Origin of the sequence: Clostridium sp. K04, from assembly GCF_019734375.1 — a bacterium.
In the GTDB taxonomy this organism is placed as follows: Bacteria; Bacillota; Clostridia; order Clostridiales; family Clostridiaceae; genus Clostridium; species Clostridium saudiense.
Genome location: NZ_JAASHD010000004.1, coordinates 31033 through 52449, shown reverse-complemented (window position 1 = coordinate 52449; position 21417 = coordinate 31033). Strand labels below are relative to the sequence as shown.

General features: G+C 28.6%; 21 protein-coding genes. 4 read left to right on the top strand and 17 right to left on the bottom strand.

Going from position 1 to position 21417, the window contains the following annotated elements:
• The first annotated feature begins 36 nt into the window (after nt 1–36).
• Nucleotides 37–1860 carry a glutamine--fructose-6-phosphate transaminase (isomerizing) gene (gene glmS, locus HCG70_RS02960; protein ID WP_042393898.1) on the top strand — a complete coding sequence of 608 codons (1824 nt, stop codon included), beginning with the start codon at nt 37–39 and terminating at the stop codon, nt 1858–1860.
• Between the two features lie 35 nt (nt 1861–1895).
• Here glmS and HCG70_RS02955 read toward each other — a convergent pair whose 3' ends face one another.
• Together HCG70_RS02955 and HCG70_RS02950 are read right to left on the bottom strand one after the other, a co-directional pair.
• Entirely contained in the window at nt 1896–5135 is a 3240-nt protein-coding gene (locus HCG70_RS02955; RefSeq protein ID WP_042393894.1) for a DEAD/DEAH box helicase, read from the bottom strand.
• Between the two features lie 177 nt (nt 5136–5312).
• Complete coding sequence (locus tag HCG70_RS02950) at nt 5313–5666, bottom strand: arsenate reductase family protein (RefSeq protein WP_042393891.1); 354 nt, start codon at nt 5664–5666, stop codon at nt 5313–5315.
• A gap of 160 nt (nt 5667–5826) precedes the next feature.
• Here HCG70_RS02950 and HCG70_RS02945 point away from each other — a divergent pair, with 160 nt between their 5' ends.
• The 3 genes from HCG70_RS02945 to HCG70_RS02935 all read left to right on the top strand — a co-directional run bounded on the left by HCG70_RS02945 (nt 5827) and on the right by HCG70_RS02935 (nt 8123).
• Complete coding sequence (locus tag HCG70_RS02945; RefSeq protein WP_242833212.1) at nt 5827–6264, top strand: M48 family metallopeptidase; 438 nt, start codon at nt 5827–5829, stop codon at nt 6262–6264.
• 88 nt (nt 6265–6352) lie between these two features.
• Nucleotides 6353–7162 carry a J domain-containing protein gene (locus HCG70_RS02940; protein WP_052330566.1) on the top strand — a complete coding sequence of 270 codons (810 nt, stop codon included), beginning with the start codon at nt 6353–6355 and terminating at the stop codon, nt 7160–7162.
• 52 nt (nt 7163–7214) lie between these two features.
• On the top strand, nt 7215–8123 hold the full coding sequence (locus HCG70_RS02935; RefSeq protein WP_042393885.1) for a DUF5685 family protein: 909 nt from the start codon (nt 7215–7217) through the stop codon (nt 8121–8123).
• 18 nt (nt 8124–8141) lie between these two features.
• Here the strand turns inward: HCG70_RS02935 and HCG70_RS02930 are convergent, their stop codons facing one another.
• The 15 genes from HCG70_RS02930 to rnpM all read right to left on the bottom strand — a co-directional run bounded on the left by HCG70_RS02930 (nt 8142) and on the right by rnpM (nt 21409).
• The gene (locus HCG70_RS02930; RefSeq protein ID WP_055275151.1) at nt 8142–8933 is read right to left on the bottom strand and encodes a hypothetical protein; all 792 of its coding nucleotides are present in this window, start codon (nt 8931–8933) and stop codon (nt 8142–8144) included.
• Nucleotides 8934–8996: 63 nt separating this feature from the next.
• Nucleotides 8997–9446 (bottom strand): DUF2383 domain-containing protein, encoded by a 450-nt coding sequence (locus tag HCG70_RS02925; RefSeq protein WP_055275153.1) that lies wholly within the window; start codon nt 9444–9446, stop codon nt 8997–8999.
• Nucleotides 9447–9579: 133 nt separating this feature from the next.
• The gene (locus tag HCG70_RS02920; protein ID WP_042393876.1) at nt 9580–9855 is read right to left on the bottom strand and encodes an iron-sulfur cluster biosynthesis family protein; all 276 of its coding nucleotides are present in this window, start codon (nt 9853–9855) and stop codon (nt 9580–9582) included.
• Between the two features lie 37 nt (nt 9856–9892).
• Nucleotides 9893–11101, bottom strand: coding sequence for an aspartate kinase (dapG, locus tag HCG70_RS02915; protein ID WP_042393875.1), 1209 nt, complete (start codon nt 11099–11101; stop codon nt 9893–9895).
• A 22-nt stretch (nt 11102–11123) separates the two neighbouring features.
• Entirely contained in the window at nt 11124–11429 is a 306-nt protein-coding gene (locus tag HCG70_RS02910; RefSeq protein ID WP_042393872.1) for a YlmC/YmxH family sporulation protein, read from the bottom strand.
• Nucleotides 11430–11554: 125 nt separating this feature from the next.
• Nucleotides 11555–12859 (bottom strand): pitrilysin family protein, encoded by a 1305-nt coding sequence (locus tag HCG70_RS02905; protein ID WP_055275156.1) that lies wholly within the window; start codon nt 12857–12859, stop codon nt 11555–11557.
• Between the two features lie 109 nt (nt 12860–12968).
• The gene (locus HCG70_RS02900; protein ID WP_042393864.1) at nt 12969–15068 is read right to left on the bottom strand and encodes a polyribonucleotide nucleotidyltransferase; all 2100 of its coding nucleotides are present in this window, start codon (nt 15066–15068) and stop codon (nt 12969–12971) included.
• An 84-nt stretch (nt 15069–15152) separates the two neighbouring features.
• Nucleotides 15153–15416, bottom strand: a complete 264-nt coding sequence (gene rpsO, locus HCG70_RS02895) for a 30S ribosomal protein S15 (protein ID WP_042393862.1) — start codon at nt 15414–15416, stop codon at nt 15153–15155.
• A gap of 165 nt (nt 15417–15581) precedes the next feature.
• Nucleotides 15582–16520, bottom strand: coding sequence for a bifunctional riboflavin kinase/FAD synthetase (locus tag HCG70_RS02890; protein ID WP_055291323.1), 939 nt, complete (start codon nt 16518–16520; stop codon nt 15582–15584).
• A 12-nt stretch (nt 16521–16532) separates the two neighbouring features.
• Nucleotides 16533–17411: a tRNA pseudouridine(55) synthase TruB gene (gene truB / locus HCG70_RS02885; protein WP_042393856.1), complete on the bottom strand. Its 879-nt coding sequence runs from the start codon at nt 17409–17411 to the stop codon at nt 16533–16535.
• 3 nt (nt 17412–17414) lie between these two features.
• Nucleotides 17415–18389, bottom strand: a complete 975-nt coding sequence (locus HCG70_RS02880) for a bifunctional oligoribonuclease/PAP phosphatase NrnA (RefSeq protein WP_042393853.1) — start codon at nt 18387–18389, stop codon at nt 17415–17417.
• Nucleotide 18390: 1 nt separating this feature from the next.
• On the bottom strand, nt 18391–18741 hold the full coding sequence (gene rbfA, locus HCG70_RS02875; protein WP_042393850.1) for a 30S ribosome-binding factor RbfA: 351 nt from the start codon (nt 18739–18741) through the stop codon (nt 18391–18393).
• Nucleotides 18742–18753: 12 nt separating this feature from the next.
• A complete protein-coding gene (gene infB / locus HCG70_RS02870; protein ID WP_055291321.1) occupies nt 18754–20820 on the bottom strand; it encodes a translation initiation factor IF-2 in 2067 nt (688 codons plus the stop codon).
• A gap of 15 nt (nt 20821–20835) precedes the next feature.
• On the bottom strand, nt 20836–21150 hold the full coding sequence (locus HCG70_RS02865; protein WP_195952873.1) for a ribosomal L7Ae/L30e/S12e/Gadd45 family protein: 315 nt from the start codon (nt 21148–21150) through the stop codon (nt 20836–20838).
• Entirely contained in the window at nt 21143–21409 is a 267-nt protein-coding gene (rnpM, locus tag HCG70_RS02860; RefSeq protein ID WP_042393843.1) for an RNase P modulator RnpM, read from the bottom strand. Before rnpM ends, HCG70_RS02865 begins: the two co-directional genes overlap by 8 nt.
• Nucleotides 21410–21417: the final 8 nt, after the last annotated feature.

Here is a 21417-nt window from a genome sequence, read left to right as displayed (position 1 = left end):
AAAAATAATTTAATAATGGAAGGAAGATTTATTTATATGTGCGGAATAGTTGGTTATGTAGGAAATAGACAAGCGTCTAATTTATTAGTAGAAGGATTATCAAAATTAGAATATAGAGGATATGATTCTGCAGGAGTTGCCATTTTAAATAATGGAATTAATGTTAGAAAGTTTAAAGGACGTTTAAATAATTTAGCAACAAGCCTAAAGGAAAATCCTATAAACGGTCATATTGGAATTGGTCATACAAGATGGGCTACTCATGGTGAACCATCAGATGTTAATTCACATCCTCATACTACAGAAAATGCTACAATTAGTGTAGTTCACAATGGTATTATAGAAAACTATATGAAATTAAGAGAATGGTTAACTTCAAAAGGATATAAGTTCTTCTCTGAAACAGATACAGAAGTTATACCAAACTTAGTTGACTACTACTATGAAGGTGATTTATTTGAAGCAGTTGTTAAAGCAACTTCTAAACTTGAAGGAAGTTTTGCAATTGGAGTAATAGCTAAAAATGAACCTGATAAAATAGTTGCAGTTAGAAAAGATAGTCCTCTTATAGTTGGCTTAGGAAAGAATGAAAGCTTTATTGCTTCAGATATTCCTGCTGTATTAAACCATACAAGAGAAGTTTATTTATTAGAGGATAAAGAGTTTGCTATTTTAACATCAAATGGCGTTGAACTAAGAAATGAAGATGGAGAAAAAATTGAAAAGGAAATTTACCATGTTACTTGGAACATCGATGCAGCTGAAAAAGGTGGATTTGAAGATTTCATGTTAAAAGAAATTCATGAACAACCAAAAGCTGTTAAAGATACTTTAGCAGGTAAAATTGTCTTAGGAAAAGAAATAACAATAGATAATATAGCATTTACAAAGAAAGAGTTAGAAAACTTTGATAGAATTTATATAGTGGCTTGTGGAACTGCATACCATGCTGGTTTAGTTGGTAAAACAGTAATCGAAAAATTTGCTAAAATACCAGTAGAAGTTGATATAGCATCTGAGTTTAGATATAGAGATCCAATGATAACTGATAGAACATTAATAATCGTTGTATCTCAATCTGGTGAAACTGCTGACACTTTAGCTGTTTTAAGAGATGGTAAGAAACAAGGTGCTAGAGTTTTAGCTATAACTAATGTTGTAGGTTCATCTGTATCAAGAGAAGCTGATGATGTATTCTATACATTAGCTGGGCCTGAAATAGCTGTTGCTTCAACAAAGGCTTATGTTACTCAATTAGCAGCATTTTATATCTTAGGATTATATTTTGCTTCATTAAAAGGCACTATGTCAGATGAAGAAATCGAAGAAATTAAGACACATTTATTAGAGATACCAAATAAAATAGAAAAAGCATTAGGAATGAAAGATTCTCTTCAAAAATTTGCTTCTTCTCACTATAATCATAAAGATATGTATTTCTTAGGTAGAGGGCTTGACTATGCCGTTGCAATGGAAGGCTCATTAAAACTTAAAGAAATATCTTATATTCATTGTGATGCTTATGCTGGTGGTGAATTAAAACATGGTCCTATAGCTTTAATAGAAAAAAATACTGCAGTTATTACTCTTTTAACTCAAGAAGGACTAAAAGATAAAATGATTAGTAACGTTAGAGAAGTTTCTACAAGAGGTGGAAATATATTTGCAGTTGTAAATGAAGGCGATACTACTACTAAGGAAGTTGTTGATGACTTAGTTTATATACCAAAAACTATTGATATGTTAACTCCACTAGTAAGTGTTGTTCCACTACAATTAATTTCTTATTACGTTGCAAAACAAAAAGGCTGTGACGTTGATAAGCCAAGAAACCTAGCAAAATCTGTTACAGTTGAATAATAATAGAAAGGATACACAATATGTGTATCCTTTTTTTAGTTAAACAATTCAGTTATTTCTTCAGAACTTAAGCTACTTAAGAAACCTCCATTAGTATAATTTCCATCCATTATATCATTAATAATTTCTTTCTTACTTTCTTGTAGTTTAATTATCTTTTCTTCAATACTTCCCTTTGCGATAAGCTTAATAACTTCTACAACATTCTTTTGTCCAAATCTATGTGCTCTATCGGTTGCTTGGTCTTCAATAGCTGGATTCCACCATGGATCAAAATGAATAACAACATCTGCTGATGTTAGATTTAATCCTGTTCCTCCTGCTTTCAATGATATTAAAAATACTTTAACTTTGTTTGAATTATTAAATTCATTTACAAGCTGAACCCTTTCTGAAGCCTTCGTACCTCCATCTAAATAGAAATACTCAATCCCTTCTGCTTCAAAAATATTTTTTATACTATCAAGTACAGATGTAAATTGAGAGAATAATAATATCTTATGATTATTATTTATAAATTCATTTATTAGTTCTACAGTTATATCAATCTTACCACTTCCCCCAGTGTATCCTTCAACAAGTATACTTGGATCTAATGCAAGTTGTCTAAGCTTAGTTAAATAAGAGAAAATTGTGATCTTATCTTTAGTCACACCCTTTTCTCTCATTTTTATTTTAATATCATCTACATAAGATTTATAGACCTTCTTTTGCTCTTTAGTCATTTCAATTACATATCTTTTTTCAATTTTATCTGGCAACTCACTCATAACATCACTTTTTAATCTTCTAAGTATAAATGGTTTAATAAGCTTCTTTAATTCAGATGTTCCTTTTCCCATTTTAATAAATTTATCTTGGAATTTTCTTTTGGAATATAAATATCCAGGCATAATATAATCAAATAAAGACCACAATTCTAAAAGATTATTTTCAATTGGAGTTCCTGTTAATGCAAATTTTACCTTAGCATTTAATTCTTTAACAACTTCACTACTTTGTGATAAAGGGTTTTTAATATTTTGAGCCTCATCAATTATACAATAATCAAAGTTAATACCTTCATATAAATTATAATCATTTCTTAATGTTCCATAAGTTGTAATTAACACATCATACTCATTAACATCTTCTTTTGTAAATGCTCTTTCTTCTTTGTTTCCATGGATTATCTTAATCTTCAAAGAAGGGGCAAACTTTTCAAATTCACTTTTCCAATTATAAATTAATGATGTTGGTGTTATTATGATACTTTTCTTTCCAAGTTCCGATAATAAAAATGTAATAGTCTGAAGTGTTTTTCCTAATCCCATTTCATCTGCTAAAATTCCACCAAATTCATAATAACTTAAAGTTTTAAACCACTTAAACCCTGTTAATTGATAATCTCTCAAAGTTGCTTTTAATTCTTTTGGCACTTCATAATTAACACTATTTAAATTTTCTATTTTATAAGAAATATGTTCTACTATATCTTTACCGTGTATAAAAGATAAATTATTTTCTTTTATGCTATTGTTGATAAATAATGCTTTGCTTTTATGTACCTTAATTTCATTAGATTCAATAATGGATTCTTCATTTAAGCTATCAATTAAATTAAATAATTTACTTACTTCTTCATCTTTTAAATCAATAAAACTTTCATCTTTTAACTTAAAAAATCTTCTATTGTCCTTAAAAGCAGCAATTATTTTCTTATATTCATCTTCACTAACATTTTCTATATTAAAAGAAAATTCTAAATAATTCCCTCTTCCTTCTGTAATAGAAGCATTCAACGATGAAGCTCCATAAATCCTTCTTTCTTTAAATCTATCAGAATAATATACAGTAGCTTTATCTTTTAATATTGATAAATCATCTGAAAGTAGCTCAAATAATTTTTCATCATCGCCGTTAAACATAAATACATCTTTACTTCTATAAAAAGCAAAATTATTTAATATTTTTTCTATTTCTTCTTCTTCATTTAAGTCTCTAATAACATACTCATTATCCTTTTCGCCTTTTATCATATTAAAATTTACGTCACCATAATAAATCTTAACTAAGGCCCAAGTTTTCTTCCTATCTCTATCTAAATATACTTCAAACCTTGGTTTTTCTTTAACTATACTTTTTTTAAGACTATCATCTATATTTATTTCATCACTTATAGTTTCAAATAAAGGTAAAACTTTATTAAACACTTCTTTCTTTTTATTATCTTTAAACACAATCACAGGAGCTTTTATAAATATATCATTTATAGTTTTATAATATTTTATTTGATTTTCACTAGGTAAATAAATATTATTCTCATAAAGATATACATCACCTTTATAATTTAATGGTTTTGGTACGTCTTCATTAGAAGAAATTTTAATTTCTCCGTTTTCTTCATTTATATTGAACTTTACCGGCAATTCTTCTTTAAGTACTTGTAATTCAAGTGTAGTAACAGCTTCAGTGAATGTTATAAATTTATCCCCTACGCTGCTTAATAACCTTCTTAAAGCACTTTGAGGTATAAATAAAGACTTATTATTCCCAAATATACTGTTAGTAATTCTATTAATTGAATACTCCTTTTCAAAAGGTTCATTTAAAGATACATATTCTTCAATAAAATTTAAAATATTTTCATCTTCTTCTGAAAAATAATGTATTGATGGATCATATTTAAATTCTTTTCCATATGATAATGTTTTATTATATCTTCTAGCATTAATTAATTCTGCTATATTCTTAACAACATAATATTTTTTAGTCCCTATTTTCAAATCTAACTCATAGAAATATTTATATTTTGTTATATCCTTCTTAGTTAAATTTACTTGTATGCTAGCCCTTTCTTTATTACAGTTGTTTATTTTATTTATTACGCTAAGTAATTTATCTGAATAATCCTCATTTTCACTATCCAAATTATTTATTTTCTCTTTTTTAGCATTACTTTTTTCTTCAACTGCTGCTTCAAATTTATAAAACGTAGCCCCTATATGCTTACAAATATATGTTGAATTAAAATCACAATTATTTTCAAAATCTACGCAATTACATTCAGTATAAATTAACTCATTCTTTTTTAAGTCAAATGATAAATTTGTATTATAAACATTTAAATCATTTTCAGACATGACTTTCCCATATATATCTAAGGATCCATATTCTTTATCTGCTATAGATTTTATATCCAGTACTAATCCTTCTTTAAAACATTTCATTCCCCTATAAAGACGATTATTACTATCTTTTTTTAATATTAATGCGTTTAGCTGCGTCACATTCATCCTAAGTCACCTCATTAAATGAACTATTTTATATATTAACTTTATTTAGAGTTTATTCATTTCAATTATTCTAAAAAAGCACTATCAATTATTTTACCACATTTTTCACTAACTGATACATTATTTTAACAAAAAAGAATGTATCAAAATATCTTTATTTTGATACATTCAATAAATTTAAATGATTTCTTTGTATGTTTCCTCTTTAAATCCTACTAATACTTTTTCTTCAGTGATTAATAATGGTCTTTTTACAAGCTTTCCATCACTTGCCAAAAGCTTAATCATTTCTTCTTGACTCATATCTTTCAACTTATCTTTTAAATTCATTTCTCGATATAAAACACCTGAAGTATTAAAGAATTTTTTAATTTCTAATCCACTTAACTTTATCCATTTACCTAATTCTTCTTCTGTAGGATTATTTAATACTATATCTCTATCTTCAAAATCTACATTATTTTCTGTTAAAAATTTCTTTGCTTTTCTACAAGTTGTACATTTAGGATATTCAATAAATAATTTTTTCATAAGTATCTCCTTTTTTCATTTTTTTATAATTCTATCACACTTATAATATAATAGTAAATAATAGTATAAATTTTATATTTTTATTTATGATTAATATTAGATAATTGTATATAATATATATATTAAAATTATTATTTTTTTAGTAAAAGGAGTTGATATCTTGGAAAATTCACTAAATAAAAATGAATCTCTTTTTAATATTATTAATACGTTGATAATCAATAGAAATTACATAGAAGCTGAAAATATATTAAACTCTACAACCAATAGGAATTCAGAGTATCATTATCTATATGGATTAATTTTAAAGAATAAGGCTTGGTTTGATGCAGCTTTACCTCACTTTAAAAAAGCAGTACTCTTATCACCAAACAATACCCAATATAAAGATGAACTTATTTCACTTATGGGCAGACATAGATATTATTCAGATGATTACTATAATAACAGTTATAGAAGAAGAAATCGTGGTTGTTCATGCTGCTGTTGTGATGATTGTTGTGATTGCTGTGACTGTGGTAATTTTAGCTGTTGTGACCTTATTTGTTTAGATCAATGCTGCGAATGTATGGGTGGAGACTTAATAGATTGTATTTAATATTATTTCTATTATTTTATTGAATCACTTATTTACATTAATGTGAATATATTATAATGATTTAACAATCTTTCTAAGGAGATTTAATATGAACCCTTATAAGGTACTAGGTGTACGACCTAATGCATCTTTAGATGAAATTAAAACAGCCTATGAATCCCTTGCAAATACCTATGATATAAATAGTTATGAAGGTTCTCTAGAAGAACCTCTTGCTGAAGATAAGCTTTCAGAGTTAAATACAGCCTATAATAGTTTAATTAATGAGTATAAATACAAAGATATACGTGAATTAATTGAAAAGCAACAATTTTTATCAGCTGAAACACAATTAAATTTAATTACTGATAAGTCATCTGCTGAATGGAACTATTTACAAGGCTTTGTATTATTAAAAAAAGGTTGGTTCAAAGCAGGAGTTAATCATATGAAGGTGGCTGCAGAACTTAATCCAGATAATGAGGAATATCAAGAGGCATTAATGGTTTTAGCTAAAAAAGTAAGACAAATGAAGGCAAATTATGCTCGTGCTATGCAAAGTAATGCAGCTGCACAAAATAATAATAACATGTGTGGCGGCGGTGGCGGAAACCAAGCTAATATGTGTGGCGGACAAGGATCTGGTGGCGGAATTGATCCAAATGTATTAAATATGTTGATGAATAATGCTGGTAATATGGGCGGTGCTAATCCTATGGGTGGAGGAGCTAATAACATGGCTGGTGCAGCTAATAATGCCAATCCTATGAATGGAGCAACTAATCCTTTAAATAATATGGCTGGCATGGCTAATAATATGGGTGGAAATCCAATGCAAAATATGCTACTCCAAAGTCTTTTAGGCGGTGGTGGTAATGGAATGAATATGTGTGGTAACGGCGGTGGTGGAATGTGCTAAAACATCGCTTAGACGTCCAAAACTATCTATGAAGCTATAAAGGAGTCTTATAATGTTTGGATACGTCACACCTCTTAAAAGCGAACTTAAAGTTAAAGAATTTGAATACTTTAGAAGCTATTATTGTGGCTTATGCAACGAAATTAAAAATCAATTTGGTAATATTCCTAGATTCTGCCTAAATTATGATTTAACTTTCATTGGTTTTATGTTAGATGGACTTTTTAGTGATCCTCTAAAATTAAAAGAGGTAAAATGTATACGCCATCCCGGTAAAAAACTTATTATTACTGCTGAATCCCAATGTTTAAATTATTGTGCAGACTTAAGTATATTACTATTTGATTATAAACTTAAAGATAATATAGAAGATGATAAAAGTATAAAAAGTAAGTTTTTTAAGCTACTTCTTTCACCCTCATCTAAAAAGAGTTTTAATAATTTAAATACAATAGCTGATAAAATATCAACTAATTTAAACCTAATTTCTAATTTTGAAAAGACAAAAGCCTTTTCTTCATTAGATGAAATATCTCATCCTTTTGGAGATATTATGGCATGTGTATTAAGTGATTTTCCGTATAAATTTGAAGAAGATAGTAAAATATTAAGGGATAACTTATATTCACTTGGATATTTTATTGGTAAATGGATTTATTTAATAGATGCTTTAGATGATTTAAAAGATGATATGTCTACAAATAATTTTAATCCTTATAATATTTTATATAACACCCAAAATTTATCTTACGAAGATTTAATATCTTACTGCATTGAGGATATTGATTTTTCTATTTTGAATAGCTTGGTTAATTGTAGTGAAATTTTAAAAAACATTCCATTTAAAAAACATTATAGTATAATTGAAAATGTTATTAATCTTGGAATGCTAAACAAATATTATGAGGTATTAAATAAATATCCTTTTATTAATATCAAAAAGATAAATACCAGTAGTTAACTACTGGTATTTTCTATATTATTTATTGTAAGCTACAATATCTCTTTTACTATCTACTATTACATTTCCCTCTTTATCTAATTCATATATTGATGTAACTGTAACTTTTTTTATGTCACCTTTTAAATCTTGAATTTTAGCTATAAAATAGCTTTTCACTCTTTTACTTATCTCTTGTGGCTCTTCTACTTCACTTGTAAAAGTACCTTCAGTAGTTTCTACAATAATTTGTGTTTTGTCATCTTTTGTTCCAAATATATAAGAATTGCTAGTATCATTATATAAATCTACACGAATTAAAGCTCCATCAAATAAAACAGCTTCTTTCATTAAATTTAAATTTAATTCCTTTTCTTTATTTGCAGGAACATCAAAATTTATACATTCACTTATTCCATCCGGTGAAATTGACCATCCATCCTCTTCTTTAATTAATGCATAAACATAATCTTCATTTGTTTCTTCACCATTAATTACTGCATTAATATTAACTACTGCTTTTTTTAAATTTTCATTAATCTCTTCTATACTTTTTGTAGTTGATGAATTAATAGTTGCATCTTTTCTGTTATTTTTAATCATATTTATTATTTTATTTGCATCATATCCTATATAATCTATATATTCATCAGAGTACAACTTAACCATTTCTTCAATATTATTTTCTGTATTATATTTATTAAATAATTCTAACACCTCTTCTGAAGTGCTAACTCTAACCATTTCTACTTTTTTCCCACAACCTATAAGCAAAATAGAAATAATAGAAACAAGGCACAATATCGTTAATAATCTTTTAATTTTTTTCATAAAAACTTCCTCACAATCCTAATTTTCTCTCACTAAGTATACAACATGTTGCAGGAAATTTCACTAATAATTATATAACTTACTTTGTAAATTTTTTAATTTATTTAAATGATTATCATAATCTTTAACTACACCATAAATATCATTTAAAATACTTTTTTCCATATTTTCATTTTCCTCAATAAATTTATTTGCATTTTTATTTCCCATTTCCATTGCTTTTATCGCATGTTCACAAACTTCACAGTCAGTATCTACAGGAATAAGCTTAATTTTTTCAAAAGCTTCTGCTATATTTCCTCTTATCCCCAATGAATCACTTGCATTTCCACCTAATTCTTCTATTCTATGTGTAATTGCTTCCTCATGTTTTTTAAATGATTCTATTATCTCTTTTAATGTGCTTTTTAACTCTAAATTTTCAGCTTTATCTAAATAATCCTTAAATGTAGCTCCTCCCATATGAACTCCTGTCAAAAATTTATTTAATTCCTTTATAACCTTATCTCTCATTTTTATCACCTCTATACTTTTTACATTATTTTTCCCATTATAAAAAATATTATTTATAAAATCATCAAAAAATTAAATATTTTTTATTAGTGTTTATACAAAAAAGGATATGCATTTCTGCATACCCTTTTTATTAATCTAAATCACGTATATAAAATCCTTTATTAAATACTTCTTTATCATATTTAATTTCAAGCTTATTACAAGCTCTAACATCTTTTTTATTAACTACGAATTTTATTCCACTAATTATAACTTCTTCATCTTCATCACTCTTAAAATCTGGATACAAATCATATGCTGGTCTTCCACATCCATAAAACACCTTTATTCTCACATACTCTTCCGAACTATTTTCTATAAGCTCATTTAATGCATTTTTTGCTTTTTCATCAAAAGTAAATTCCATTTTACTTCCTCCTAAGTATTTTTATAATAATATAATTTTACTTTGCACTACCTAAGTTAAATTCATCATGAAGCAATCTTATAGCATCTTTTACCTTACTAGTGTAAATTAAACACCATATTGTCATATTAGAATCTGTTGTTTGTAAAATTTCAATCTCATTACTAGTTAAAGTATTTATTATCCTTGCCATTACACCTGGAACACCATTCATACCAGCTCCTACTATAGCAATAGTACTACAGCCTTCAATTATAGTATATTTAATTTCAGCTTTTTTCATTATTTCATCAAGCTTTTTCTTCTCAGAAGCATCTATTGTGAACATTTGATGTTCAGGGAAAATGTTAATTAAATCTAAGCTTATATGATTTTTAGCAAGCAATTCTAATAAATTTTTATATGAACCTTTATCTCTATTATCTGATAATCTTACTCTAACCTGAATTCTATTATTTAAATGAGTAATTCCAGAAATTAATCTCTTTTCTTCTTCTGAAACACTACTCTTTATCACTGTACCTTTACAGTCATTCATTGTGTTTTTAATAACTAATGGTACATTTCCTTTCTTAGCTAATGCTACAGCCTTAGGATGTATTACTTTAGCACCATGATCAGCTAATTGAAATACTTCATTGTAAGAAATCTCATTTATAAGTGAAGCATCTTCAACAACCCTTGGATCAGCGGTCATAATTCCATCTACATCAGTATATATATCAATTTCTTTTGCTTTTAAAGCAACACCTAATATACACGCTGATGTATCACTGCCTCCTCTTCCTAATGTTGTGAAAAAGCCATCTTCAGTTACACCTTGGAATCCTGTAATAACCGGTACTTTGCCAGCTTCTAATACTTTCATTATATTAGTAGTATCAACTTTAATTGATTTCGCATCAGTAAAGTTATCATCAGTTATTATTCCCGCTTGACCTCCTGTCAATGGAACAGCAGTTATTCCGTGCTTATATAAATCATTGCACATTACTACAGAACTTATTATCTCTCCACAGCACATTAATAAATCCTGAGCACTTTTATTATTATCTTTAAAATTACTATCTACAAGTGATAATAGGCTATCTGTAGCATAGGGTTCTCCAAATCTCCCCATTGCCGATACAACTACTACTGGCTTTAAGCCACTTTCAATAGCTTTTCCTATTTTCTTTATTACTTGTTTTCTTCTTTCTTCTGTTGATACAGATGTTCCTCCGAACTTTTGCACTATAATATCCAAGGAATCTTCCCCCTTAAGTTTTCTAAGCTCTCGCTCTCTTTATCTTTCCTTCCTCAGCAGAGATTACTATGACATTAGTTCCTACTTTCGTTACACATTCCCATGGTATTTCAACGTATTCTTTGCTACCAAAGAAGCTAAACTTACCTGCACTAATACCAACCACCAGGAATTTAAGATATCCATCTTCATCTATTACAAAATCAATATTTGAAGCAGTATCATATTTTTCTGCACTTTCAAGATTAAAAATTTCATATCCTTCTAATTCACTTAAATTTCTTATCTTACTTTCTGGTTTCTTTTCATAATATTCAAAATCCTTCATGATAATTACCTCCTTGTTATACATAATATTATGCATCAGTTTGATAATATATTACTTTAAGGATTAGAACATAAAACCTTCAAATACCAACTTTACATAACTAATATATCAACTATATTTGCAACTTACAATAAAAACTTTTCATCAGTACTATTCTTATATGCAACTTTAGAATTTTCTAAAATTGTATTTAGTTTTTCTGCCTCAACACCTTGCCCAACAAAAGCTGTACTGATTATTCCTGGTTTAAAACATCTCTCCAATACATAGTTTATGTCATTTTGATCGATTTTGTTAATTCTATCAATAACATCTTCTTGAGTTTTTATCTTATTTTGTAATAAAAAGCATTTTGCATTAGCAAACATTCTTGATGACGTACTTTCTAACCCTAAAATATAATTTGCTTTTATTTTTTCTTTATTAATTTCTAATAATTCATTACTAATACCTTCTCTAGCAAATTTTTGCAATTGTTCGTTAATAACACTTATTGCTTTATCACAATACTTATTGCTTAATCCAGTGTAAATATTCATAGTCCCAACACCTAAGTAAGGTTGCATATATGAATAAATTGTATAACACAATCCTAATTCTTCTCTTACTTTTTGGAAAAGTATTGATGATGCTCCGCCTCCGAAAATATTATTTAATAATACTAATGAGTAGGATTTATCGTTAGCATATGGTAATCCATTTAGTCCAAGATTAATATGCACTTGTTCAATTTGCTTTTCACAATACTTACTATCATTTTTAAGTATAATATCTTCATATGTTGGTTTATAGATATCATCTTTACTCCATCCACCAAAATATTCCTCAATAAGTTTCCTTAATTCTTTTTCATCAAACTTACCACATATACTAAGTACTGAATTATATGGTGTATAATGAGTCCTAATATAATCCTTTATTTTCTTTCTATTAAAAGACCTAATTCTATCTGGTGTACCTAAAATTGGATAAGCTAACGAATTATTTCCAAAAATAGCTTCAGAATGTATTTCGTCTAATACATCTTCAGGATTATCTTGGCTCATATTAATTTCTTCAATTACTACACCTTTTTCCTTTTCAATTTCTTCTTCATCAAATTTAGAATTTAATAACATATCAGAAATTACTTCTAAACATAAATCTGCATGAGTATTTAAAGCCTTTATATAATAACAAGTAGTTTCCTTACTTGTATAAGCATTTATTTGCCCTCCAATGTTTTCAATCTCTTGAACTATTTCTTTTGCACTTCTTTTTTCTGTGCCCTTGAAAAACATATGTTCAATAAAGTGTGATATACCATTCTCATCTTTTGATTCATTTCTAGAACCATTTTGAACCATAATACCTACACTTATAGAATTGACATGTTCAATATATTCAGTAACTACTCTTAAACCATTATCTAATGTATATAAATTAAACATACTTACCTCCATTTTTATAAGTTTGCTTTTAGTTTATTTTAATCTTATCATATTTATTCTATATAGTAAAAAAAAGAGAATTATTCTTAATTCTCTTTTACTATTTCAATTATTCAGTTACTTCATCTGGTGGAAGTGCGTCTTTTCTTGAAAGATTTATTCTTCCTTGCGAATCTATTTCAGTAACCTTAACTAAAATCTCATCACCAACAGATACAACATCTTCAACTTTTTCTACTCTCTTTTTATCAAGCTTAGAAATATGACAAAGACCTTCTTTATTAGGTAATATTTCTATAAATGCCCCAAATGCAGCAATTTTAGTAACCTTACCTAAATAAACTTCACCTGCTTCAACCTCTTTAGTTAAGCCTTCAATGATTCTTATTGCTTCATTAACTCCATCATGATCTGGAGAAGAAACAAATACTGTACCATCTTCTTTAATATCAATTTTAACGCCAGTATCAGCTATTATTTTATTAATAACTTTTCCACCAGCTCCGATAACATCTCTAATCTTTTCTGGATCAATTGAAATAGTAGATGTCTTTGGTGCAAACTTAGAAACTTCTTTTTTTGGTTCTGGAATACATTCATTAATTTTATCTAAAATGTGTAATCTTGCTTTTCTTGCATTTTTAATTGCCGTTTCAATAACGTTAAAGCTTAATCCTTTAATTTTAGTATCAACCTGTATAGAAGTTATACCTTCAGTAGTTCCAGCTACCTTAAAGTCCATATCTCCAAAGAAGTCTTCGATTCCTTGAATATCAGTTAAAACTTCTTCTTCAGTTAAATCTTCTGATGTTATAAGTCCCATTGCAATACCTGCTGCTGGTCTCTTTATTGGAACACCTGCATCTAATAATGCTAATGTAGATCCACAAACAGAAGCTTGAGAAGTAGAACCATTTGAGCTTAATACTTCTGAAACTAATCTAATGGTATATGGGAATTCCTCTTCTGAAGGAATAAGTGGTTCTAAGGCTCTTTCTGCTAAAGCTCCATGACCTATTTCTCTTCTACCCGGCCCTCTTAATGGTCTTACTTCACCAACAGAGTAAGCTGGGAAATTATAGTGGTGCATATATCTCTTAGATTCTGTTTCACCTATACCATCTATAATTTGAATATCTCCAACAGCCCCTAAAGTAGCTACTGTCATAACTTGAGTTAATCCTCTTGTAAATAAACCTGTTCCATGAGTTCTTGGTAATAAATCAACTTCACAAGTTATTTTTCTTATTTCATCGAATGCTCTTCCATCAGGTCTTCTAGAGTGATTTAATAGCATATCTCTAACTACTTCTTTTTGCATGTTGTAGATTATTTCTTTAGCATCTCCAAAGTTATCTGGATACTTTTCTGCAAACTCTTCAGTAATTTTATCGTTTACTAAATCCATAGCTGCATTTCTTTCATCTTTATCAGTAATCCACATAGCTTCTTTAATCATTTCACCTGCAAATTCTTCTATATCTTTTGCAAGTTCTTCATTAGGTTTATATAAAACTGGTTCATCTTTCTTCTTACCAAACTTCGCCATAGCTTCTTCTTGGAAAGTAACAATTTCTTGGCACTTTTCAAAACCATATTCAATTGCACCTATCATTACGTCTTCAGGTATTTCATCTCCACCTGCTTCAATCATCATAACTCTTTCTTTTGTTGCACAAACAGTTAATTGAAGAATACTTTCTTCTCTTTCTTTAGATGTTGGATTTAAAACATAATTACCATCGATTAAACCAACTTGCACTGCTGCAACTGGTGTTGTAAAAGGAATACTTGATAGACATAATGCCATTGATGCTGCATTAATTGCTAGAATTTCTGGTAAGTTATCTTGTTCTACTGATACAACTGTACAAACCACTTGAACGTCATTTCTATATCCTTTTGGGAATAAAGGTCTTAATGGTCTATCTACAGCTCTTCCGAAAAGAATTGCGTTTTCTGAAGGTCTACCTTCTCTTTTTATAAATCCGCCAGGTATTTTACCTACAGCGTATAATCTTTCTTCGTATTCAACACTTAATGGGAAGAAATCAATCCCATCTCTTGGTTTTTCTGAAGCATTAACATTAGTTAAAATAACTGTATCTCCATAGCTCATAAAAATAGCTGCATTTGATAACATTCCAACTCTACCAAATTCAACTTTCATAGTTCTACCAGCTATATTTTTTTCTAGTACATTAGTCATTTAATAACCTCCCTTCAGGTTTTGCGGTTCTTCAATTTTAATTTTTTTAAAATAATAGAGCGGATAAAACCCGCTCTATAAAGACTATCTTCTTAAGCCTAATTGTGCTATTATTGCTCTGTATCTTTCGATATCTTGTGCAGCTAAGTAGTTTAAAAGACCTCTTCTTTGTCCAACCATCATTAAAAGACCTCTTCTTGAGTGGTGGTCTTTCTTGTGAACTTTTAAGTGTCCAGTTAATGAGTTGATTCTTTCAGTTAAAAGAGCGATTTGAACTTCTGGTGAACCAGTGTCTCCTTCGTGTCTTCCGTATTGTTTGATTAATTCTTGCTTTCTTATTGCGTCCATAATGACACCTCCAGTAATTTTATCCCCTATTTCCAGGAAAAGAGAAATCACCCTCAAATCTTAGAAGTAGGTTCTTCATGAAATATTATAGCAAAGTCCGTCTATCTTGTAAACATAATTTATTATTTTAAATCTATTTAGAATTTATTATCTAATAATCTAGGTTTATAAATTATTTTGACATATTGCTATATTTCTTTCTTCAGCATATTTTTTATCTTTTTTTAGTTGAGTTATTAACTCTTCAATATTATTAAACTTTACTTCATCTCTTATTCTATCAATAAAGTAAACATTAATTTCTTTATCATAAATATCATTGTTAAAGTCTAAAATGTAGGTTTCTATTGTTAAGTCTATCCCATTAACTGTAGGATTATTCCCTATAGATGTAATTCCTTTGAAAATTTTTCCGTTTACTTCTACATTTGTATAATAAACTCCTTTTTTAGGAATGACCTTTTTGCCTTTAACTTCTAAATTAGCTGTTGGAAATCCTATTGTTCTTCCTAATTTCTTACCATCTACAACCTTCCCACATAACATAAATGGTCTAGATAACATATTAAATACTTTGTTTACATTTCCCTGTAATAATTCATTTCTAATTAATGTCGAACTAATAACCTCATCATTTATCATACATGGTTCCATAACATATAATTTATAATTATATTTTTCTTGAAGTTTTTCTAAAAGTTCAACATTTCCTAAATTTTTATATCCAAATTTAAAGTTAAATCCAACAACAATACCTTTAACTTTATAATAATCACAAAGCCATTTTACAAACTCTTCTGGCATCATTTTCATAATTTCATCGTCAAAGTCTTTAAATGCTAGTATATCTATACCTTTTTCCTCTAAAACTTTAATCTTTTCATCATTACTCATTATTAATTGAATATGGCAATTAGGATTAAGAAAAATTCTAGGATGATTCTTAAAAGTAAAAACTATAGCTTTTCCATTATTTTCTTTAGCTAAACCTTTTACTTTCTCTATTAAGGATAAATGCCCTAAATGTAATCCATCAAAACTACCTAAAGCTATATAATTATTTTTTTCTTCATTTTTAAGAGTGTTATTATCATATATTAGCATTAATTTTTTCTCCTATGTGATTAGTAACTTCTCTATTTTAAAGCCTAAATCATTTTTCTTACCAAGACCTATAAAATTATTTTCTTCATCATATACTCTATATAACTTCTGATTTATCACTTTATCGTTAGTAAATCTATTATCTCCAACTCTAACTCCATTAATTAGTAGATTAACATATTTTCCTCGAACAATAATTTTATCATACTTTTCTAGAGCTTCTTCCATAGATAATATATATTCATTTATATTTTCTTTTGTCAAATCATTTATATTAATTGATTCTTCTTGCGAAAACACTGATGTTTTAGCTCTATTTAATTCTGTCATAGTTGCAAAAACACCTAGCTTTTCTCCTATATCATAACATAAACTCCTTATGTAAGTACCCTTAGAACAACTAACCTTCATTGAAATATAAGGATTATTGATTTTAATATCCTCTATATTATAAATAGTAATCAATCTTCCTTCTCTTTCAACTTCTATGCCTTTTCTCGCTAACTCATAAAGTCTAACTCCATTTTGCTTTAAAGCAGAATACATCGGTGGAACTTGTGAGTATTCTCCTATAAAGCTATTAACAGCTTGAAGTATTTCAACATCTGTTAAATGATTACAATCTTTTTCTTCTAATACTTCACCTTCTAAATCATAAGTAGTTGTCCTAATTCCTAACTTTAAAGTTACTTCATATACTTTTTCAGAATTCATAATATAATCTATTATTTTAGTTGCTTTCCCTATACAAATAGGTAATACCCCTGTTGCTTCTGGATCTAATGTTCCTGTATGACCTACTTTACCTGTTCCTGCAACTTTCTTTACTATTCTTACAGCATCAAAAGATGACATTCCTTTAGGTTTAAAAATATTTAAAACACCATTCATCTATTACAACTCTTTCTGTATTTCATTTAATATTTCATATTTAGCTTCTTCCATTGATATATTTTTAATTTTTATCCCTGAAGCTCTTACATGACCGCCACCGCCAAAAATTTCAGCTATTTTTCTTACATCAACGTAGCTTTTCGCTCTTAAACTTGCTTTAACGCCATCTTCAACTTCTTTAAGTAATAATGTTACTTCCACACCCTTAATTTGAAGTCCATATGAAATTATATCTGATGTATCACCTACATCTATTCCTAAATCTGCTGTAAAATCTTTATCAATTTCTAACAACGCAACTTTTCCATTTAATATAAGTTGCATACTGCTTAAAGCTTTTCCAATTAATTTTATTCTGCTAAAATCTTTATTATCAAAAAGATTTTGATATATGCTTGTATTATCAACACCTATTTTCTTTAAAGCAGCCGATATTGTATGAGTTCTTTCAGTAACATTAGAATGTCTGAATGCCCCTGTATCAGTTACTATTGAAGTATATATGCATGTTCCTATTTCTTTTAAAGTATTATTATTTTCATCATTAAAAGAAATACCCATATATCCTAATAATTCAAATACTATTTCTGCAGTTGCTGCAGCTTTTGAATCTATATAATTAATATCTCCGTATTTATCATTTGAAAGATGATGATCTATATTTATTATTGTACCAGTGAATTCATTTAAATTTGCACTTACTCTCTCTAAATTACCACAGTCTAATACCACTACTATATCAGTGTCATTTGTAGCTTCTACAACGTTCCCAAGAATTTCTTCAGATCCTTTTAAAAATTTCAAATTATCTGATAAACTATCTTTTGAGATTACATAGCAATTCTTATTTAAACTTTTTAATCCATTAAGAAGTGCAAGGACACTACCTACAGCATCACCGTCAGGTGATACATGATAGGTAATGCCTATTTTTTTGCCCTTTAAAATATACTCTGCAATTTGACTTAAAGTCATATTACTTTTCTTTTACCTTTTGAATTAATTCTTCAATATGCATTCCATAATTAATTGAATCATCAAGTTCAAATATAATTTGAGGATTATATCTTAAATTAATTCTTTGCCCTATTTCTTTTCTTATATATCCACTAGCATTTTTTAGAGCAACAAAAGTGTTGTTCTTTTCTTCATCATCTTTTCCAAATATACTTACAAATACTTTTGCATATCTTAAATCCTTTGTTACTTTAACATCAGTAACTGATACCATAGCAGTAAGTCTAGGATCTTTGATTTCATTTTGTATTATATTACTAATTTCTCTTTTTACTTCTTCGTTTATTCTTCCGCCTCTATAGTTAGCCATCTAAAACACCTCTTAAAGCTCTTTTCTTTTTATAGCTTCCATTGTAAATGATTCTATAACATCGCCTTCTTTAAGATCATTGAATTTTTCTACACTTAAACCACACTCGTAACCCTTAGCTACTTCTTTAGCATCATCTTTAAATCTCTTTAATGAAGCTAATGTTGATTCAAATATAACTATACCATCTCTGATAACTCTAATTTCAGAATTTCTTACAATTTTTCCATCAGTAACATAGCATCCAGCTATAGTTCCAACATTTGAAATCTTATAAGTCATTCTTACTTCAGCTTTACCATTTACAACTTCTTTATATTCTGGTTCAAGCATACCAATCATTGCTGATTTAACATCTTCAATTGCATCATATATAATTCTATATGTCTTTATCTCGATATTTTCTTTTTCTGCTTGAACTGTAGCATTTCCATCTGGCCTTACATTAAATCCTATTACTAATGCATTTGAAGCAGCAGCAAGCGTAACATCAGTTTCTGTTATTGCTCCAACAGCACCATGAATAACTCTTACTTTAACATCATCAGTAGATAACTTTTCTAATGATTGTCTTATTGCTTCTACTGAACCTTGAACGTCAGCCTTAACAACTATAGCTAATTCCTTAACTTTACCTTCTTGAATTTGGCTATATAAGTCTTCTAGAGATACTCTATTTGAAGCTTGATGACTATCAGCCTTAATTTTTTGCTTTCTTAAATCAGCCATATTTCTTGCTGTTTTTTCATCTTTACAAACAATAAATCTATCTCCAGCAGCTGGTACTTCAGAAAGCCCTAAAATTTCAACTGGTATAGATGGTCCAGCACTCTTAATTTTCTTTCCTCTATCATCAAACATAGCTCTTATTCTACCATAAGTAGAACCAACTAAAATTGAATCTCCAACATTTAATGTTCCATTTTGAATAAGTAAAGAAGCAACAGCTCCTCTTCCCTTATCAAGCTTAGCTTCTATAACTGTTCCTTTAGCTTTTCTATTTGGATCAGCTTTTAATTCTTGCATTTCAGCAGTTAATAAAACCATTTCTAATAAGCTTTCTAAGTTTTCTCCTGTCTTAGCAGAAACTGGAACACAAATTGTATCTCCACCCCAGTCTTCTGAAACTAAACCATGTTCAGTTAATTCTTGTTTAACTCTATCAACATTTGCACCTGGTCTATCAATCTTATTGATTGCAACTATCATAGGAACATCTGCAGCTTTACAGTGATTTATCGCTTCTTTAGTTTGTGGCATTATACCATCATCTGCTGCTACTACTAATATTACTATATCAGTAACTTGAGCCCCTCTTGCTCTCATTGCAGTGAAAGCTTCGTGTCCTGGAGTATCTAAGAAAGTAATCTTTTCTCCATTTAAAGAAACTGTATAAGCACCTATATGTTGAGTTATTCCACCTGCTTCACTAGCAGTTACTTTAGCGTGTCTAATAGCATCTAAAAGTGAAGTTTTTCCATGGTCAACGTGACCCATTATTGTAACAATTGGTGGTCTCTTAACTAAATTTTCTTCAACAACATCTGTATCTTCTTCAAATGCTTCTAATTCAGTTTCTTCTTCCTTCTTTTCTACTAGCACTTCATATTTTTCACAAAGTTTTTCAGCAGTAGTAAAATCTATTTCTTGGTTTACACCAGCCATAACACCTAAGAATATTAAATTCTTAATAACGTCATTTGTTGGTTTTCCAAGTTTTTCACATAATTCTTTAACTGTAATTGTTTCACCAATTTCAATTACTCCACAAGCAGCTTCAGCATTTCTTTCCACTTCTTCTTGCTCTAACTCTTTTTTAGTCTTCTTTTTCTTTTTAACACCTTTATTTAGTGATTCAGCAAGTTCCTCTTCATATTCATCAACAAGACTCTTTTTCCCTTCTGAATCACCATTTGATGTATCTCCTAGTAATTCCTTTATAAGTGTAGCATCTTCATCTTCGATTACACTCATATGGTTTTTTACTTCAACACCAAACTCTTCCATTAATAAATTTATTAAATCTTTTGAGCTTACATTAAGCTCTTTTGCCAATTCATATACTCTAATCTTTGACAATAAAATCACCCCCGGTTAATTTCTTCCTTCTTCATTTTGGTATAAGGATAATAACTTTTCAGCCATATTTTTATCAGTTACAGCTAAAACTTTGATTTCCTCTCTCCCAATTGGGTTTCCTAGTTGTTCTTTTGAAAAGCCTTCTATAAGAGGAATTTTCTTTTCTGAGCAGTGATTTCTAAACTTCTTTTTAGTACTATTAGAAGCATCATCACTTAATATAACAAGATGAAATTTTATTCTGTTACGCTGCTCATCACATTTGCTATATCCTTCAATTAAATTCCCTGATCTTTTAGCAAGACCTAAAAAATTAAAAAACTTATTCATTAACTATCTCTTCCCTTAATCTGTTGTATATTTCTTCATCTATTGCAACATCAAGGTTTCTACTTAATCTCTTAGCTTTAAAAGCCTTTTCTAAGCATTCTATATCCTTACAGATATAAGCACCTCTACCTGCTTTTTTCCCTGTTAAATCAACAGAAACTTCGCCATCTTGACTCTTAACAACTCTAATAAGTTCCTTTTTAGGTTTCATTTCCATGCACCCTGTGCACATTCTTAAAGGTATTTTCTTTACTTTCATAAAAAAAT